Below are 18423 nucleotides of genomic sequence, written 5' to 3' on the forward strand. Positions count from 1 at the left end.
TGGTGATATCATTTGCCCTGCAAGATTGAAGATTATGCATTGATTGGTGATTGCGAAACGGCGGCCTTGGTCGGCCGCGACGGATCGATCGACTGGCTGTGCTGGCCCGCGTTCGACTCCGACGCCTGTTTTGCGGCAATCCTCGGCACGTCCAGGCATGGCCGCTGGCTGATCGCTCCTGCCGAAGAGGTCAAAAAAACCTCCCGCCGCTACTGGGACAACACGCTGATCCTGGAGACGCGTTTCGAGACCGAAAGCGGCACCGTTGCCGTAATCGATTTCATGCCGCCGCGCGGCAAGGCCTCCGATATCGTCAGGCTGGTGCGTGGGGTGAGCGGCCGGGTGAAGTTGCGGATGGAGCTCATTATCCGTTTCGGCTTCGGCACGGATATTCCCTGGGTCAAGAAAAACGAGGATGGTTCTGGGCTGCTCGCGATTTGCGGGCAGGATATGACCGTGCTGCGAACGCCAGTCCAGACCCGTGGCGAAGACTTCACCACGGTAGCCGACTTCGAGGTGGGCGAGGGCGAGACCATTCCCTTCGTCCTTACTTACGGTCCGTCCCATCTCGCGGTCCCCGGGGCGATCAATCCGGCGCAAGCTCTCCAGGAGACCGAGGACTTCTGGATCGAATGGTGCAGCCGCTGCACCTACGAAGGCGATTGCCGCGATCTTGTGATGCGCTCGCTGATCACGCTGAAGGCGCTGACCTATGCGCCGACCGGCGGCATTGTGGCCGCGCCGACAACCTCGCTGCCGGAAAAACTCGGCGGTGCCAGGAATTGGGATTATCGCTTCTGCTGGCTGCGCGACGCCACCTTTACGCTGCTGGCGTTGATGAACTCGGGCTATACCGAGGAAGCATGCTGCTGGCACAATTGGCTGCTGCGGGCGGTCGCGGGCGCACCGGCCCACATGCAGATCATGTATGGCATCATGGGACAGCGGCGTCTGCTGGAATGGGAGGCCGACTGGCTGCCCGGTTACGAAGGCGCGCAGCCGGTGCGGATCGGCAATGCCGCGCATGCCCAGTTGCAGCTCGATGTGTATGGCGAACTGATGGATGCCTTTCACCAGGCGCGCGTGGCGGAACTGAAGCTCGACGACGGCACATGGGACCTCGAATGCAAGGTGCTCGAGCATCTGGCTGAAGTATGGAATGAGCCGGATAACGGCATCTGGGAACGGCGCGGCGCCGGCAGGCACTATGTCTCGTCGAAAGTGATGACGTGGGTCGCCTTCGACCGCGCCGTCAAAAGCGCCGAGAAGTTCGGCTTCGCGGCGCCGCTCGATCAATGGCGAAACTTGCGCGACACGATCCATCGCGATGTCTGCGAGAAGGGCTTTGATCGCGCCCAGAATGCCTTTGTTGAATCCTATGGATCGCAATTGCTCGACGCCAGCATCCTGCTGCTGCCATCGGTCGGCTTTCTTCCTGGCTCGGATCCGTGCGTCCGCGGTACGCTCGAGGCCATCGAAAAATACATGATGCGCGATGGATTTGTGCTGCGGCACGATCCTCGCGAGATCTCGGACGAAAAGCAGCCGATCGAAGGCGCGTTTCTGGCCTGCAGCCTGTGGCTTGCCGATGCCTATGTGCTGGCCGGCGAAATTAGCAAAGCACAGGAACTGTTCGACCGCGTCGTCGCCGTAGCGAATGATCTGGGATTGCTGGCGGAGGAGTTCGACTCAGGAGCTGGACAACAGACAGGGAATTTCCCGCAAGCCCTGACCCACATCGCGCTGATCAATACCGCCCACAATCTCAGCGATGCCAAGCGGTCGAACGAAAAACCTGCGATGCAGCGATCGAAGTAAAGAAGTAAAAGTTTATGTCGTCCCGGCCAAGCCAACGGGTCCGGCCTTTGGCCGGCCCGATGACAGGCTCCGCGCGAGCCGGGACCCACAAGCGTTAATTGTTGCAGACGACGCTTGCCGGGTTGCCGGCAGGAGAGGACACGGCGTATGGGTCCCGGCGTTCGCCGGGACGACGCGAGGAAATAGCATCACCCGGCTTCATTATTCTTCAAAATCGTCTCAATCGCGCCGGCAAAACCCTCGTCCTCGTTCGAGGTCGTGACATGGGTTGCCTGCTTCTTGATTTCGTCGGTCGCATTGCCCATCGCGATCGACATGCCGCTCTTTCGAAACATCGCAAGATCATTGTGCATGTCGCCGATGGTGGCGACCGCATCGGTCGAAATGCCGAGCCGCTTGGCCATCGCCTGCACAAACGTGCCCTTGTCGTGGCCCGGCGGCGTGATGTCGAGATAATAGTTTTGCGATCGGGCCGCCGTTGCCTCTGCGCCCAACGCCTGCTGCATCGCGGCCTCACAGCGTTGCAGCAGCGCCGCATCGGCGCTGCTGCCGACGATCTTGCAGGCGACGGACAGATATGGTGCGAAATCCTCGACAATGACCGGATCGGCCTTGATGGTGCGCTGTTCGAACGCGACGTATTCGCCTTGGCCGTTGCGGGTCAGCCAGCAATCGTTGGTGAACAGCCAGATGTCGGCGCCGAACTGGCTCAGGATATCCAGGCTGCGCTGAGCTGCGGACGCCGGAATCAGATGCTGCTCGATCGGGTTCAACTGCGGATCGCAGATCGAACTGCCATTGAACGACCCGATCGGCAGCTTGATCTGGAGCGGCTCGATCAGGAAGCGCATGCCGATCGTCGGCCGGCTGGAGGTGACGGTGAAGCCGACGCCGCTGTCTTCGAGACGCCGTGCTGCGTGCGCGGCTTTTTCGGTTAAAATCTTGTTCTTGGTCAGCAGTGTGCCGTCGACATCGGAGACAACAAGGGCGATCCGGGTCATGGGCGGTTCCTGCGCGTGGCGCTGTTATCGGCTTGAGATATTCCGAGCTGACGAACGATGTCATCGACGATGGCGTCGACCGACGCATCGATCGATACCGTCACGGGATTTTCGTCTCTCGCGGGCGGCTCCAGCGTCTTGAACTGGCTATCGAGAAGGCCTGCCGGCATGAAATGGCCTTTTCGTTTGGCAAGCCGGTCCGCGATCAATTGCTGCGTGCCCTTGAGATAGATGATCCGGACATCATCGCGGCCATGCACGAGGATATCGCGGTAGGCGCGTTTGAGCGCGGAGCAGGCGATGACCGTGCGCTCGCCGGCCTTGCAGATACGGTCGATTTCATTGGCGATGGCCTGCAGCCAGGGCCAGCGGTCTTCATCGGTGAGGGGGTGGCCGGCGCTCATCTTGGCGATGTTGCTGGCGGGATGGAATTTGTCGCCATCCTCGCAACGCCAGCCGATCCGTTCGGCCAGTTTATCGGCGATGGTGGTCTTGCCTGATCCCGATACGCCCATCACGACAAGCGCGCACGGCATGTTGCTGGCGTCGTCAGGCACGAAAATTCTCCGGCAGCGCCGCCTTGTCCAGAAGCCAGACGGTCTCGCCTTGGGAGCGGGCGCGGGTTGCCGGCATATCCTCGCCGTCGAGCACGCGCGTCAGGATCGCACGCTTTCCTGCGCCGCTGGCCTCGAACATCATCTCGCGGCAGGAGGCGAGCGTCGGCAACGTCAGCGTGACCCGCGGGACGAACGGCTCGACATGGGCCTTGGGGACCTCGATGACCCAGCGCTGGGTCTCTTCGACGGCGGGGTATTCAGGAAATAGCGATGCGGTATGGCCGTCCGGCCCGACGCCCAGTAACACCACATCAAATAGCGGCCGGGTCGAATCCAGTCTGTCTGCGCCATAGAACGATTTCAACTCGCTCTCGTAGCGGCGCGCAGCCTCCTCGGCATCGGCAGTATCCGTCAAAATCGGATGAACGTTGGCCGGCGGCGCGCATTTATCCAGAAAGGCCTGTCGGGCCATTCGCATGTTGTTGAGGGGATTATCCGCGGGGACAAACCGTTCATCACCAATGAACCAATGAACACGATCCCAAGGAATCCGGCTGCGATAGGTGTCGGTCGCAAGCAATTCGAAAAGCTGCTTCGGGCTCGATCCGCCGGACATACAAATCGCCACGCGTCCACCGTTCGCGACGATCCTTGCCGTGATGCGATCCGCGGCGGCTTTGGCCAGCGCCGCCGGATCGGAAACCGCGATCACGCTTGTTTGACCGGTCTTAGCCATTCGGGCCGAGCTTTCGCCAGTGTCGGCCGTCGCGCGTCAACAGCTCATCTGCTTCCGCGGGACCTTCGCTGCCCGCCTTGTAGTTTTCCAGGCCCTTGGCGCCGGCCTTCTTCCACGCATCCAGGAACGGCTGCACCGCTTGCCAGCCGGCTTCCACGCTGTCGGCGCGCTGAAACAGGATGTTGTCGCCGATCATGCAGTCGTAGATCAGCGTTTCATAGCCGGTGCTTGGCTCCGCCTTGAAGTAGTCCTTGTAGCGGAATTTCATTTCGACGCCGTCGATGGAAATTGTCGGACCCGGCACCTTGGTGTTGAACTGCAGCGTAATGCCTTCGGTGGGTTCGATGCTGATGATGAGGTAATTCTGCGACAGCCGGTCCACCGCGGTGCAGCTGAACATCGAGAACGGTGCTTGCTTGAACTTGATCGCCACTTCGGTCCGTTTGATGCCGAGCGCCTTGCCGGTTCGCAGATAAAAGGGAACGCCGGCCCAGCGCCAGTTGTCGATCGTCAGCTTGATCGCGGCGTAGGTTTCAGTGGTGCTGCCGGGCTTGACGTCCTCGGTCTTGCGATAGTCCTCGATCTTGGTGTCGCCGATCTTGCCGCCCACATACTGGCCGCGCACCGAATTCTTCAGCGCCTCCTCTTCGCTCTGGGTCTGGACCGCCGCAAGCACTTCGGCTTTTTCCGACCGCACCGTGTAAGCGTCAAAGCGCGCGGGCGGCTCCATCGCGACCAGCGACAAAAGCTGGAACAGATGGTTCGGCACCATGTCGCGCAATGCGCCGGTGGCGTCATAGAAACTGCCGCGATGCCCGACGCCGAGCTTTTCGTCGACGGTGATCTGGATGTGATCGATGTGGTTGCGATTCCAGATCGGCTCGAACATGCCATTGGCAAAGCGCAGCACCAAAATGTTCTGGACCGTTTCCTTGCCGAGGTAGTGATCGATCCGGTAGATCTGATGCTCGTCGACGATTTTCAAAAGCTCGGCATTCAGCGCCTTGGCGGAAGCCAGATCGGTTCCGAACGGTTTCTCCACGACCAGCCGCCGCCACGCGCCGTTCTCTTCCGCCAGCAGGCCGGTGCGGCCGAGCTCGCGACTGATCGGCGCAAACGCATTGGGCGGCGTCGCCAGATAAAACAGCCGGTTGCCGCCGGTCTTCCGCGCCGCCTCCAGTTTGTTGATTTGATCGCGCATCTTGTCGAAGGATGCCGGGTCCTTGGGATCAGCTTCGACGCAGGTGACGCATTCCAGCAACTTCCTGGCAATTGCTTCATCGACGTTGCGGGTTGCGAATTGGCGCAAGCCCTTCATCAGGCTTTCGCGCAGATTGTCGTTCGACATGCCGTTGCGGGCGACGCCGACCACGCAAAAACTATCAGGCAGCAGGTTGGTCGCGGCGAGATTATAAAGGGAAGGGATCACCAGCCGATGCGTGAGGTCTCCGGTGACACCGAAGATGACGAAGGTGCAAGGGTCGGGCTTTTTCTGGCTTGAAGGTTGGTCTGTCACGAATGGCCGGCCTCTCGCTTGAAGTGTCAGGGGCTTAACGGTGGCGGAAGCGGGATGCTATTTCGGCTCCTTATGGCCGCCGAAGCCGTCGCGCATCGCGGACAAGATCTTCTCGGCGAAGGTGTGTTCCTTGCGCGAGCGGAAGCGCGTGTACAAAGCCGCAGTCAGCACTTCGGCGGGGACGGCTTCATCGATCGCGGCATTGACGGTCCAGCGGCCTTCGCCGGAATCCTCGACAAAGCCCGAGTAGTTATCGAGCGTATCGTTTTTGGCCAGCGCCGACGCGGTGAGGTCCAGCAGCCATGACGGGATCACGCTGCCGCGCCGCCAGACTTCGGCGATATCGGCGATATTGAGATCGAAACGATGATCTTCGGGCAGTGCGTCGATATTGGCGTTCTTCAGAATATCAAAACCTTCGGCATAGGCCTGCATCAGGCCATATTCGATGCCGTTGTGGACCATCTTGACGAAATGCCCCGCGCCGACGGGACCGGCGTGAATGTAGCCCTGCTCGATGCGGGGATCACGCCCTTCGCGCCCCCCGGTGCGTGGGATATCGCCGATCCCTGGCGCCAGCGTCGCGAAGATCGGGTTGAGGCGGTCGACGACGGCCTTGTCGCCGCCGATCATCATGCAATAGCCGCGATCGATGCCCCAGACGCCGCCGGAGGTGCCGACGTCGAGATAGTGGATGCCGCGTTGTTTCAGCGCCTTGCCGCGGCGGACGTCATCCTGCCAGAACGTGTTGCCGCCATCGATGATGACGTCGCCTTCCTGCATCAGCTTCGACAGCGCTTCGATCGTCATCTCGGTGATCTTGCCAGCCGGCAGCATCACCCAGGCCGTTCGCGGCTTATCGAGCTTGCTGACAAACTCTTCCAGCGCGCTGGCGCCGACCGCGCCGTCGGCTCCGATGGCGGCGACGGCCTTCGGGTCCTTGTCGTAAACGACCGTGGTGTGTCCGTGCTTCATCAGCCGACGGACGATATTGCCGCCCATCCGGCCAAGACCGATCATGCCGAGCTGCATCTGGGTTTCCTAACGTATGACAGATTGAAATATTGGTTTTACAAAACGCGCCCGCTCTGCTGCTGCGAGGACGGCAGAACGTGCGCGCTTCGGTTCTCGTTTCATCAGTTCAGCGCATTCTGGATTGCGGTATCGAGCATCTTCAATCCTGATGCGAGATCGCCTTTGAGATGTACGCGGAGCGCGCGCCGGTTGCGTTCGGTCAGCACGCCGAAATCGCCGCGTGCCTGAGCCGCCTTGATGATGCCGAAGCTCGCCTTTTGGCCGGGCACCGCAAGGTCCCTGGCGTCATCCGCGGTAATCTGAAGGAAAACGCCGCTGTCCGGGCCACCCTTATAGGCTTGTCCGGTGGAATGCAGGAAGCGCGGGCCGAACTCGGCACAGGTCGCAACGTGGCGCTTGTCGCGGACCGCAAGCCGCATGTGCTGCAGACTGTCGATATGTGTGGCGTTGCGTTCGATATAGGCAAGCAGCGCCACATAGTCGTCCGCGCCGGAGCGGGCGAGGTGGGCTTTCAGCCAGGAGTCGAGGTCGCCATCGGCGCCTGCCTGGCGCAGTGCTGCCGCGTTTTTCTCATCGGTGTAGATGTCGGCCGCATCGGTCGAGATAACAGGCTGCTCCTTGGGCAGCGAACCGGTCTTCTCGAAGGCGGCGGTCAACTCCCGGGTCTTGATCTTGGCAGCCTCGACGTCAGGCTGGTTGAAGGGATTGATGCCAAGCACGGAGCCCGCGACCGCAACCGCCATCTCGAAGCGGAAGAACTCCTGGCCGATATGCTCGATCGACTTCATGACAATGCGCACCACCGGATGCCCGGCGTTCTCCAGCGCGGCGAGCTTGCCGTCATGCGCGGCGTCACTTTCGCCTTCGGTGCGGATATCAATGAAGAACCGGTCGTTGCCGTAGGAGGCTGCGTCGCCCAGCGTCTCGCCATCGATCGGGACGAGGCCCTTGCCGTCCTTGCCGGTGGATTCGGCGATCAGCTGTTCGGCCCACGCGCCGAAATCGGCAATCTTTTTCGATGACAGGATCGTGACCTTGTCGCGGCCTTCGAGACCGGCAAGGCCCATCGCGAGGCCAAGCTGCACGCCGGGATTTTCATGCGGCGGCACATCCGGTCCGCAAGAGCGCACCATTGCCATCGTGTGGGTGAGCAGCGTGCGCAGGTCGACGCCTGCCGCCGCAGCCGGCACCAGCCCGAATGGCGACAATACGGAATAGCGCCCGCCGATGGCAGGATCGCCATAAAAGGTCCGGGCGAAGTCTTGTTTGGCCGCCACCTTCTGCAGCGATGAGCCGGGGTCGGTCACCGCGATGAACCGGTAACCAGCCTTGTCGGCGCCAATCGTCTCGGACACCCGCTCGAAGAAGTAATCCTTCATCACGTTGGGTTCGGTGGTGCCGCCGGATTTACTGGAGACGATGAACAGCGTGTCGGCGAGGTTGATCGAGGCCTGCATGGTGCGGACCTGCGCTGGGTCCGTTGAATCAAGCACATGCAATTTCGGAAAACCGGCCTTCTTCGGGAACGTCTGTGCCAGGACTTCCGGCCCAAGACTCGATCCGCCCATCCCGAGCACGACAGCGTCGGTGAAGCTTTGTCCCTTCACCCGATGCGCAAAGTCCTCATAGTCGGCGATATCGGCGGCCGCGGGGCTGGTCAGCCAACCCAGCCACTTGTTCTCGTCATCGCCGGTCCAGACCGATTTGTCGTGCTGCCAGAGCCGCCGTATTTTGGCCGACGCGCGCCAATCCTCGGTGCTTTTCTCGACGGCCTTTCCAAGGCTGCTTCCAAGCGCCATTTGCTGCCGATCGAGGCCAGCACTGAGCACGGTTGCGCGCTTGTGCGCGACAGCGCCGTAAAGCTTGTCGGCGGCATCGGCGAATTGCTTGACGCCATCCTTGACAAGTTCGGCCGTGATCGCATCGAGCGAGATGCCGGATTTCTCGAGCTCGTCCAGCACATGCCTGGCGTCCTCGACATTTTCCTCAAGACTGTCGCGCAACTTACCGTGATCGCGGAAGGCGTCGAGTGTGGCCGGCGGCACGGTGTTGACCGTGTTGGGGCCGATCAGCTCCTCGACATAGAGTACGTCGCTATAGTCCTTGTTTTTGGTGCCGGTCGAAGCCCACAGCAACCGCTGCGGCTTGGCGCCTTTGGCGGCAAGCTTGTCCCAGCGTGCGCCGGAAAACAGCCGCTTGTATTCCTGATAGGCAAGCTTGGCGTTGGCGACGGCGACCTTGCCCTTCAGCCCGGCCAACCGCTCTTTCTCGGTCGGGTCGTTCGCTTGGGCGATCTTTTCGTCGATCAGCTTATCGGCTGCGGTGTCGATGCGGCTGACGAAGAAGCTGGCAACGCTCGCGATGTGGGAGGGATCGCCTCCTTCGGCGACGTATTTTTCCAGGCCCGACAGATAGGCTTCGGCGACCTTTACATAGACCTTCTGCGAGAACAGCAACGTGATGTTGATGCTGATGCCTTCGCCAATCAACTGCTGGATCGCCGGCAGGCCCGGCGTGGTCGCCGGCACCTTGACCATCAGGTTCTTGCGATCGACCTCTTTCCAGAGCCGCTCGGCTTCCGCGATCGTGGCTTTGGTATCCATCGCGAGATAGGGCGATACCTCCAGGCTGACGAAGCCGTCATGCCCACCGAGATGATCGTAGACCGGACGCAGCACATCGGCGGCATGCTGGATGTCTTCGACGGCGAGATGCTCGAACAGCTCGGAAACCGGCCGATCGCCACGTTTCAGCGCCTGGCCGATCGGGGCGTCATATTCGTCCGAACTGCCGATCGCCTTTTCGAAGATCGACGGGTTCGATGTGACGCCTTTGACGCCATCGGTGTCGATCAGCTTTTTGAGATCGCCCTTGGCGACGAAGCCGCGGGCCAGGAAATCCAGCCAGACCGCCTGGCCGTGGTTTTCGAGTGCTTTGACGGGATTCATGATGCCTGCTTCTGTTCGGGTTGGCCGAATTGCTGCTTTTGGGACTTGTTCTGGCGGGAAGCCGGTATTTATCAACGAAGTCCGATGAGGTGATGACCGGGGGAATATGAGTATCCCCATATCATAACGCCATTCACAGTATATCGATCCCGGAAATTGGCTGTTTGGCGGCATTCCCGATGGAATTTTTTGGCGGTACGGGGGCGGGGCTGAAGGTCTCGGGCAGATACCGCGCTGATTTTGAGCGCCAGCTTGATCTCAAGCGATATCCGCATGTTACGCTCATAAGCTGCGTCACGGGGCGGACGCAGGACAATGATCGGTACAACATGTTTTATATTTTTTACGTCAGCCTTGGCACTGAAGCCTTGGCACTGAAGCCTTGGCGCTGATCGCCATATCGACTGGCCGGGCCCGAGCCGACGGCATTCGTCCGGATGCACTGCAATTCCAGCGGACATTTCCGGACCCAAACGGATCAAGCCCGGTTGAGCTGGAAGCCATCGTGGTTCGGCCGGATGACGGATTGCCTCATCCGCTCACGGTGCTCAATCACGGGGCGCCGCAGGATCGAGGACGCGGTCAAGGACGCGCTCGGATTTTGCGTGCCCGGTGCTGCCGCCAAATGCACCATCGTCAACATCAATAACAAATCGCCCGATTGATCGTCGATCGCGATTGCGACGGCTCCCGAGATTACCGGCGCGCGGAATTCTCCTGCGATTGCGCAGGCTGGGCCAAGCAAATATGGTGCGCGCGATCGAGGAAACGAAAAAGGAAAAAGACCTTGTCAACCCGCAATAAACTTCTCGCCGGCTCGTTCATCGGCGCAGCGTTCTCGATGATGCTGGTCGGCGCGTCCCTCGCGGCCGACACCACCATCAAGCTCGGAAATACCGCGCCTTATAGCGGACCTGCATCCGCCTATGGCACGATCGCGCGCGCGGAAGCGGCCTATTTCCAGATGCTGAACGATCAAGGCGGTATCAACGGCCGCAAGATCGACTTCCTGAGCCTGGATGATGCGTACTCGCCTTCCAAGACGGTCGAACAGACGCGCAGGCTGGTCGAGCAGGATGAAGTGCTTGCGGTGTTCAGTTCGGTCGGCACCGCTCCCAATATTTCCGTCCAAAAATATCTCAACATCAAACACGTTCCGCAAATCTTCGTTTCGTCCGGTGCGACGCGCTGGAACGATCCGAAGCAATTTCCTTGGACGGTCGGCTTCAACCCCACTTACGAATTGGAAGGCAAGCTCTACGCGCAATACGTTCTGAAAACCAAGCCGGACGCAAAGATCGCCGTCATCATCCCCGACGAGGACGCCGGCAAGGATTATCTCAGGGGCTTCAAGGAAGGACTTGGCGAGCATGTCGATCAACTCGTCTCGTCGACAACCTATTTGACATCGGACCCGACCATCGACTCGCAGATGGTCACGATGCGGGAGTCGGGCGCGGATGTTTTCTTCGCGGAGGCGACGCCCAAATTCGCAGCTCAGGCGATCAAGAAAGCCGGCAGCATGGGCTGGAAGCCGCTGATCATCCTGCCGTCGGTCTCTAACTCCGTTTCCGCGGTGCTTGAACCCGCAGGTATCGAAAACACCGTCGGCGTGGTGACCGGGCTCTACCTCAAGGATCCGAACGATGCGCGCTGGGCGGACGATCCCGGGGTCAAGGATTTCCTGGCCTGGATGAAGAAGTACCAGCCGAACGCCAGCACCGGCGATCTTTTCAATGTGCAGGGCTATACCGTCGCGCAAGTCATGGAGGCGGTGCTGCGAAATTGCAAAGACGATCTCAGCCGTGAGAACATCATCAAGCAGTCAACGACGTTGAAGGCGCTCGCGCTGCCGCTGCTTCTTCCCGGAATAACGGTCCATAACGATCCGAGCGACGTCACGGCCATTCACCAGATCCAGATGGCGCGGTTCGACGGAAAGTCGTGGGTGCTGTTCGGCGATGTTCTCGGCGACAAATAGACGATGGCGGGTGGAACTCGGGAATGCCTTAAGCGTTTCTCTTTGGGATATTCCCAAAAAGAGCAATTCCCGGTTCCATTTTCGCCGGATTCTGCGAGGCAGTAGATGCCCGGATGTGGCGGGGCGGCTACATCACGAGGAAATTACGCCCCGTGAGGCTCTTTCGCCCACAAACTAGGCGGACTGCCTGTTTATAACCCATCCGCTGCTTGCGTAGCGCATTGCGCGAGGGAGTCAGCAGCGTGTCCAATCGCACCATGTGCTGACTACTGATTCGAAACTCGGGCGCGGATGACGCGAGAGGGTTCGCAGCTTCCCCGGCCCGGTTTCGCAAGCAGTGCGGCGGACTTATGAGGAGAGAAGTCATGTACAACGATTCTCTGTTCAACGCTTTCGCTCGGTCCTTCGAAGCTCGAAGCCAGACCGATATGTCGATGGCGGAATATCTGGAATCGTGTCGAAGCGATCCGCTACGATATGCCAATGCGGCCGAACGGCTACTTGCCGCGATCGGTGAGCCTCAGATGATTGACACGGCCAAGGACCCACGCCTTGGCCGTATTTTTTTGAACCGCACCATGCGCGTCTATCCGGCGTTCGCCGGTTTCCACGGTATGGAGGAAACGATCGAGCGCATCGTCGGATTCTTTCGGCACGCGGCTCAAGGCCTCGAAGAGCGAAAGCAGATCCTCTATCTGCTGGGACCGGTGGGCGGCGGCAAATCGTCGCTGGCGGAACGGCTCAAATTGCTGATGGAGCTGCATCCGATTTACGTGCTGAAGGCCGGTGATGAACTTAGTCCAGTCTTCGAGAGCCCCTTAAGCCTGTTCGATCCGGAAACGCTGGGACCGATGATCGAGGAAAAATATGGCATTCCGCGCCGCCGACTGAACGGGCTGATGAGCCCCTGGTGCTACAAGCGGCTCGAAGCGTTCGGTGGCGATATCTCGCAATTCCGTGTCGCCCGAATCCAGCCTTCGCGCCTGCGCCAGATCGGAATCGCGAAAACCGAACCCGGTGACGAGAATAATCAGGATATTTCCTCGCTCGTCGGCAAGGTCGATATTCGCAAGCTCGAAACCTTCGCCCAGAACGATCCCGATGCGTACAGCTACTCGGGTGGGCTCAATCGCGCCAATCAGGGCGTTCTCGAATTCGTCGAGATGTTCAAGGCGCCGATCAAGATGCTGCATCCGCTGTTAACGGCGACGCAGGAAGGCAACTATATCGGCACCGAGAATATCGGGGCTATTCCCTTCACCGGTGTGATCCTTGCCCATTCGAATGAATCCGAATGGCAAAGCTTCAAGACCAACAAGAACAACGAAGCCTTCATCGATCGTATCTGCGTCATCAAGGTTCCATACTGCCTGCGGGTCACCGAGGAGCAGAAGATCTATGAGAAGCTGATCCAGGGATCGGAACTCGCGTCGGCGCCTTGTGCTCCGGCCACGCTGGAGACGCTGGCTCGCTTTTCCGTGATGTCGCGGCTGCGAAAGCACGAGAATTCGACGCTGTTTGCGAAGATGCGGGTTTATGATGGTGAAAGCCTGAAGGAATCCGATCCGAAGGCCCGCAGCGTCCAGGAATATAAGGACGCCGCCGGTGTCGACGAAGGCATGGACGGCATTTCGACACGTTTCGCATTCAAGGTGTTGGCCGCGACCTACAATCACGACACCTCGGAGTTGGGTGCGGATGCGGTTCACCTGATGTATGCGCTGGAACAGGCGATCCGCCGCGAGCAGCTCCCCGATGAAGTCGAGAAGCGCTACCTCGAATTCATCAAGGCCGAGCTCGTGCCGCGCTATGCCGAGTTCATCGGCCACGAGATTCAGAAGGCCTATCTCGAATCCTACTCCGACTACGGTCAAAACCTGTTCGACCGCTACGTGGATTATGCCGATGCCTGGATCGAGGATCAGGACTTCAAGGATCCCGATACCGGCCAAATGCTCGATCGCGAACTTCTCAATCAGGAATTGACCAAGATCGAGAAGCCGGCCGGCATCGCCAATCCCAAGGATTTCCGCAACGAGGTCGTCAAATTCTCGCTGCGGTCGCGAGCCCAGAATGGCGGGAAGAACCCGGGCTGGACCAGCTACGAAAAGATCCGCGAAGTGATCGAGAAGCGGATATTCTCGCAGGTGGAAGACCTGCTGCCGGTGATCTCGTTCGGTTCGAAAAAGGATGGCGATACCGAAAAGAAGCACGGCGAGTTTGTCGCGCGAATGGTGGAGCGCGGCTACACCGAGCGCCAGGTTCGCCGTCTGGTCGAATGGTACATGCGCGTTAAACAAGCTGGTTGAGGCGGATGCAACAGTGGTCATTCATATCGTCGATCGGCGCCTGAACCCAGGCAGTAAGAGTCTGGAGAATCGTCAGCGTTTTTTGCGCCGTGCAAAGGCGCTGGTTCAAGGCGCCGTCAAGAAGTCGTCGCAAGAGCGTGACATCAAGGACGTCCTGGAAGGCGGCGAGGTCAGCATCCCGCTGGACGGTATGAATGAGCCGCGCTTTCGCCGCGAGGGCGGCACGCGCGACATGGTTCTCCCCGGCAACAAGAAGTTTATCGAAGGCGATATCCTTCCACGGTCGGGCGAGGGCAGTGGAAAGGCATCCGAGCCCGGCGAAGGCGACGGTGAGGACGCGTTCCGGTTCGTTCTCAGCAGGGATGAATTTGTCGACCTGTTCCTCGACGATCTGGAACTGCCGGATCTCGCCAAGCGGAAACTTGCCCAGGCGGAAAGCGAGGGGATTCAGCGCGCCGGCTATGCCACCACCGGTTCGCCTGCGAACATTTCGGTAAGCCGCACGGTGAGCCGCGCGATGGCGCGGCGGGTTGCGCTGCGGCGGCCGCGGCCAGAGGCGATCGCGCAATTGGAGGCGGAACTCGCCGAGTGCGACGACGAGACGCGCTGCGCTGAACTGACGGCCGAGATCGCGGCTTTGAAGGCCAAAGCTCGCCGGATTCCGTTCATCGATCCGATCGACATCAGGTATCGCCGCTTCGAAACCATGCCGAAGCCGGTGGCCCAGGCCGTCATGTTTTGCCTGATGGATGTGTCAGGCTCAATGACCGAACATATGAAGGACCTCGCCAAGCGGTTCTACATGCTGCTCTATGTGTTCCTGAAGCGGCGCTATCGCCACGTCGAGATCGTCTTCATTCGACATACCGACCGCGCCGAAGAGGTCGACGAAGATACTTTCTTTCACGGGCCGGCATCGGGCGGCACGCTGGTGTCGAGCGCGCTGCAGGCAATGCATGACATCGTCAGGTCGCGGTTCCGTCCGGCGGACTGGAACATCTACGCGGCGCAGGCTTCGGATGGCGACAATTCCTTTTCGGACGGCGAGGTTGCGGGCCGGCTGCTCACGGAGATGATCCTGCCGGTCAGTCAGTTCTTCGCCTATCTGGAAGTCGGCGAAGCCGGCAGCAACTCATTCGACCTGTCCGATTCGTCGCTTTGGTCGCTGTATGAGCGCTTGCGCACCGATGGCGCGCCGTTGTCGATGCGCAAGGTCAGCGACCGCAGCGAAATCTTTCCGGTCTTCCACGATCTCTTCCATCGCCGTGGTAAGCACGAGAGGGCCGCGTCATGACCGCGACGTCAGAACTGCTGTTCGAGGGCGGGGATTGGGATTTCCCGACGTTGCAGCGCATTCACGATGCCTGCGAGGGCATCGCGCGAACCGAGCTTGGGATCGATGTCTATCCCAACCAGATCGAGGTCATCACTGCCGAGCAGATGCTGGACGCCTATTCTTCGGTCGGCATGCCCCTGTTCTACAAGCATTGGTCGTTCGGCAAGCATTTCGCCCATCAGGAGGCGTCTTACCGCAAGGGATTGATGGGCCTTGCCTATGAGATCGTGATCAACAGTTCGCCGTGCATTTCCTATTTGATGGAGGAAAACACCGCGACCATGCAGGCACTGGTGATCGCTCACGCAGCGTTCGGCCACAATCATTTCTTCAAGAGCAATTATCTCTTCAAGCAATGGACCGATGCCGACGGCATTCTCGACTATCTCGATTTTGCCAAGAACTACGTCGCGCAATGCGAGGAGCGTCACGGCCGGCTGGCAGTTGAGCAGACGCTGGATGCCGCGCACGCCCTGATGTCGCACGGGATCGATCGCTATCCCGGCAAGAAGAAGCTCGATCTCCGCGCCGAAGAAAAGCGCGCCCGAGAGCGCCGGCTGCACCTGGAAAGCGCGTTCAACGATCTGTGGCGGACGGTTCCGACTGGAGCGGCCAAGAGCGAAGCGGTATTGAACGTCGAGCGCCGCCGCAATTTGCTCGGGCTGCCGCAGGAAAATCTGCTGTATTTCCTGGAAAAGACGGCACCACGCCTGCATTCCTGGCAACGCGAACTGCTCCGCATCGTGCGGCACATCGCGCAATATTTTTACCCGCAGAGCCAGACAAAAGTCATGAACGAGGGCACTGCTACCTACGTGCACTACCGCATCATGAACCGGCTGCACGAACAGGGCCGGATCTCCGACGGAAATTTTCTCGAATTCCTGCAGTCGCACACCAATGTGGTGTTTCAGCCTGACTTCGACGATCGGCGTTATTCGGGCTTCAACCCCTACGCGCTTGGCTTTGCCATGATGCAGGACATCGAGCGCATCGTTTCCAATCCTGACGATGAGGACCGGGAGTGGTTTCCGGATATCGCGGGAAAGGGCGACGCGACGGCGGTGTTGCGCGACGTCTGGGCCAATTATCGCGATGAAAGCTTCATTGCTCAATTCCTCAGCCCGCGGCTGATGCGGCACTTCCGCATGTTCCATTTGCATGATGACCCGGAAGAGCGCGCCGGCATCAAGGTCGATGCGATCCATGATGCCAGGGGCTATCGTCGTATCCGTCGCGAACTGGCCCGGCAGTACGACGTCGGCTTCATCGATGCCAACATCGAGGTGGTCGATGTCGATCTGGCCGGCGATCGCCGGCTGATGTTGCGCCATGCCGTCGTGAAGGGCGCGCAACTCAATGATGCCGATGCCAAGCGCGTGCTTCAGCATCTTGCCGATCTCTGGAGCTATGACGTGTCGCTCGTCGAGGCCGATGCGGCCGGCAATACTGTGAAAGAATACATCGTCACCCCGCGCAAACTCGCCGCGGCTGCGTAACGGACGGCGGGCGTCGCTCGAAGCAGCGCCAGAATGTCGCGTATTGGCGGGACGCGACTGCGCCTTGGCTTGTCCCAACCCGGCAATATGATAGCCTGTCAGTTCAGCTCCAAATTGCGGGGCCGTCGCTCATGCCGCCGTGGGCAAGCTGCTAGAGAACCCAAACCATGGGTGAAATTCGCAACTTCAAATCGGGCAAGCCAGGCGGGCCTCCGGGTAGCGCGACGCCGCGGCGTCTTGCCGCGATCATCGCCGGCGACATTGCGGGCTACAGCCGGTTGATGGAACTCGATGAAGAAGGAACGCACGGCCGCGTCAAACGGATCGAGCGCGATCTCATCGAGCCCAGCATTGCAGAGCACCACGGAAGGCTCGTCAAAACCACCGGCGACGGCTTTATTGCCATTTTCGACAGTCCCGTCGAGGCTGTCCGGTGCAGCATCGTCATCCAGCAAAATCTGGTTGGCCGCAACGCGCCGCTTCCGAAGAATTCCTGGATTGAGTATCGGATTGGCGTCAATCTGGGTGATGTTATCGTCGAAACGGACGACGTTTACGGTGACGGTGTCAACATTGCTTCGCGTCTTGAGGGCCTTGCAGATCCCGGCCAGGTTTACATCTCAGGCGGCATTTACGAACAGATAAAGCACAAGGTGGTTTGCGGATACGAGTCGCTCGGAGACCGCAAAGTCAAGAACATCACCGATCCGGTGAGGGTCTACCGGGTGCTGCCGGACGCAGCCGCTTTCAACAAGACCCGAAAACGACGCGAGAACCTTCTGATTTTTTTGCTGGGCATTACCTTGTTGATCATCGCCGGCGGTGTTCTCTGGTATCTGCTCTGGCAGCCGCGTGGCAAGGTGGGCGATCAGGCCTCAGCACCGAGCTCGTCTCCGGTCGTGTTGCCGAAGCTGCGACCGGCGCCTTCGGAATCCGGCGCAGCATCGCCAACGATGCCCTTGTCGCAGCCGTCGGCGACAGCGCCGGCGCAGTCGGCTCCCTCAGTCCACGAGCCGGAAACGGTCGTGCTTCGAGGCGGCAGCTTCGCGATGGGCAGCAATGAAGACAGCTCGGAAAAGCCGATCCATCAGGTAACGGTCAAGCCGCTCGCGATCGGTAAATATCCAGTCACGATCCGGGAATGGAATGAATGCGCCGCTGCAAAGGCATGCGCGTTCGTGGCGGCGGGGCAAGATGATGCGCCTGTCACGAATGTGAGCTGGACCGACGCCCAGCAATATGTCACGTGGCTCGCGGTCACTACCAAAAAGCCTTACCGGCTGCCGAGCGAGGCGGAGTGGGAATATGCCGCGCGCGCAGGTACCCAGACGAAATATTGGTGGGGCGAGAAGCTGCAATCCGGCATGGCCAGTTGCAAGGACTGCACCGACGTCGCGGCTATCGACCAGCCGATCAAGGTCGGAAATTTTAAACCCAATCCATTCGGGCTTTATGACATGGGCGGCGGTGTCGATCAGTGGGTAGAGGATTGCTGGCACAAAAATTACCAGGGCGCCCCGGTGGACGGTTCACCGTGGACCGGGGGAGATTGTGCTTCGCATGTTCTTCGGTCAGGCTCCTGGAAGAATGATGCGCGTTACGTGCGACCGGCCAACCGTGACAGTTACGATACCAATGTTCGGTATCCGACCCATGGATTCCGGGTCGCTCTAACACCTTAGAGGCC

13 protein-coding genes are annotated in these 18423 nt (G+C 59.9%); 7 read left to right on the forward strand and 6 right to left on the reverse strand.

Translation table 11 applies throughout. The features are described from left to right. Nucleotides 1–12 precede the first annotated feature (12 nt). On the forward strand, nucleotides 13–1818 hold the full coding sequence (locus BLV09_RS30750) for a glycoside hydrolase family 15 protein (RefSeq protein ID WP_146690072.1): 1806 nt from the start codon (nucleotides 13–15) through the stop codon (nucleotides 1816–1818). Nucleotides 1819–2006: 188 nt separating this feature from the next. On the opposite strand, the gene BLV09_RS30755 is transcribed toward BLV09_RS30750, so the two are convergent. The 6 genes from BLV09_RS30755 to BLV09_RS30780 all read right to left on the reverse strand — a co-directional run bounded on the left by BLV09_RS30755 (nucleotide 2007) and on the right by BLV09_RS30780 (nucleotide 9611). Beyond that, nucleotides 2007–2819 (reverse strand): HAD family hydrolase, encoded by an 813-nt coding sequence (locus tag BLV09_RS30755; RefSeq protein ID WP_146690073.1) that lies wholly within the window; start codon nucleotides 2817–2819, stop codon nucleotides 2007–2009. After that, complete coding sequence (locus BLV09_RS30760; RefSeq protein WP_146691379.1) at nucleotides 2816–3334, reverse strand: gluconokinase; 519 nt, start codon at nucleotides 3332–3334, stop codon at nucleotides 2816–2818. Before BLV09_RS30760 ends, BLV09_RS30755 begins: the two co-directional genes overlap by 4 nt. Nucleotides 3335–3368: 34 nt before the next feature. Continuing rightward, the gene (pgl, locus tag BLV09_RS30765; protein ID WP_100385991.1) at nucleotides 3369–4112 is read right to left on the reverse strand and encodes a 6-phosphogluconolactonase; all 744 of its coding nucleotides are present in this window, start codon (nucleotides 4110–4112) and stop codon (nucleotides 3369–3371) included. After that, a complete protein-coding gene (gene zwf, locus BLV09_RS30770) occupies nucleotides 4105–5628 on the reverse strand; it encodes a glucose-6-phosphate dehydrogenase (RefSeq protein WP_146690074.1) in 1524 nt (507 codons plus the stop codon). The genes pgl and zwf overlap by 8 nt, the downstream gene beginning before the upstream one ends. A 57-nt stretch (nucleotides 5629–5685) precedes the next feature. Further along, nucleotides 5686–6660 carry a phosphogluconate dehydrogenase (NAD(+)-dependent, decarboxylating) gene (gene gnd / locus BLV09_RS30775; protein WP_146690075.1) on the reverse strand — a complete coding sequence of 325 codons (975 nt, stop codon included), beginning with the start codon at nucleotides 6658–6660 and terminating at the stop codon, nucleotides 5686–5688. Between the two features lie 104 nt (nucleotides 6661–6764). Further along, entirely contained in the window at nucleotides 6765–9611 is a 2847-nt protein-coding gene (locus tag BLV09_RS30780) for a bifunctional transaldolase/phosoglucose isomerase (RefSeq protein ID WP_146690076.1), read from the reverse strand. Nucleotides 9612–9775: 164 nt separating this feature from the next. Between BLV09_RS30780 and BLV09_RS30785 the strand changes: the two genes are divergently transcribed. From BLV09_RS30785 to BLV09_RS30815, 6 genes are all read left to right on the forward strand, one after another. Further along, nucleotides 9776–10003 carry a hypothetical protein gene (locus tag BLV09_RS30785; RefSeq protein WP_146690077.1) on the forward strand — a complete coding sequence of 76 codons (228 nt, stop codon included), beginning with the start codon at nucleotides 9776–9778 and terminating at the stop codon, nucleotides 10001–10003. Nucleotides 10004–10398: 395 nt separating this feature from the next. Beyond that, nucleotides 10399–11592 (forward strand): ABC transporter substrate-binding protein, encoded by a 1194-nt coding sequence (locus tag BLV09_RS30795; protein ID WP_100385996.1) that lies wholly within the window; start codon nucleotides 10399–10401, stop codon nucleotides 11590–11592. A 365-nt stretch (nucleotides 11593–11957) separates the two neighbouring features. Next, nucleotides 11958–13901: a PrkA family serine protein kinase gene (locus BLV09_RS30800; protein WP_100385997.1), complete on the forward strand. Its 1944-nt coding sequence runs from the start codon at nucleotides 11958–11960 to the stop codon at nucleotides 13899–13901. 13 nt (nucleotides 13902–13914) lie between these two features. After that, nucleotides 13915–15195 carry a YeaH/YhbH family protein gene (locus tag BLV09_RS30805; RefSeq protein ID WP_146690079.1) on the forward strand — a complete coding sequence of 427 codons (1281 nt, stop codon included), beginning with the start codon at nucleotides 13915–13917 and terminating at the stop codon, nucleotides 15193–15195. Beyond that, nucleotides 15192–16736, forward strand: coding sequence for a SpoVR family protein (locus BLV09_RS30810; protein ID WP_146690080.1), 1545 nt, complete (start codon nucleotides 15192–15194; stop codon nucleotides 16734–16736). The genes BLV09_RS30805 and BLV09_RS30810 overlap by 4 nt, the downstream gene beginning before the upstream one ends. A 167-nt stretch (nucleotides 16737–16903) precedes the next feature. Continuing rightward, nucleotides 16904–18418 carry an SUMF1/EgtB/PvdO family nonheme iron enzyme gene (locus BLV09_RS30815; RefSeq protein WP_146690081.1) on the forward strand — a complete coding sequence of 505 codons (1515 nt, stop codon included), beginning with the start codon at nucleotides 16904–16906 and terminating at the stop codon, nucleotides 18416–18418. Nucleotides 18419–18423: the final 5 nt, after the last annotated feature.

It is taken from the genome of Bradyrhizobium canariense (assembly GCF_900105125.1).
GTDB lineage: Bacteria > Pseudomonadota > Alphaproteobacteria > Rhizobiales > Xanthobacteraceae > Bradyrhizobium > Bradyrhizobium canariense_A.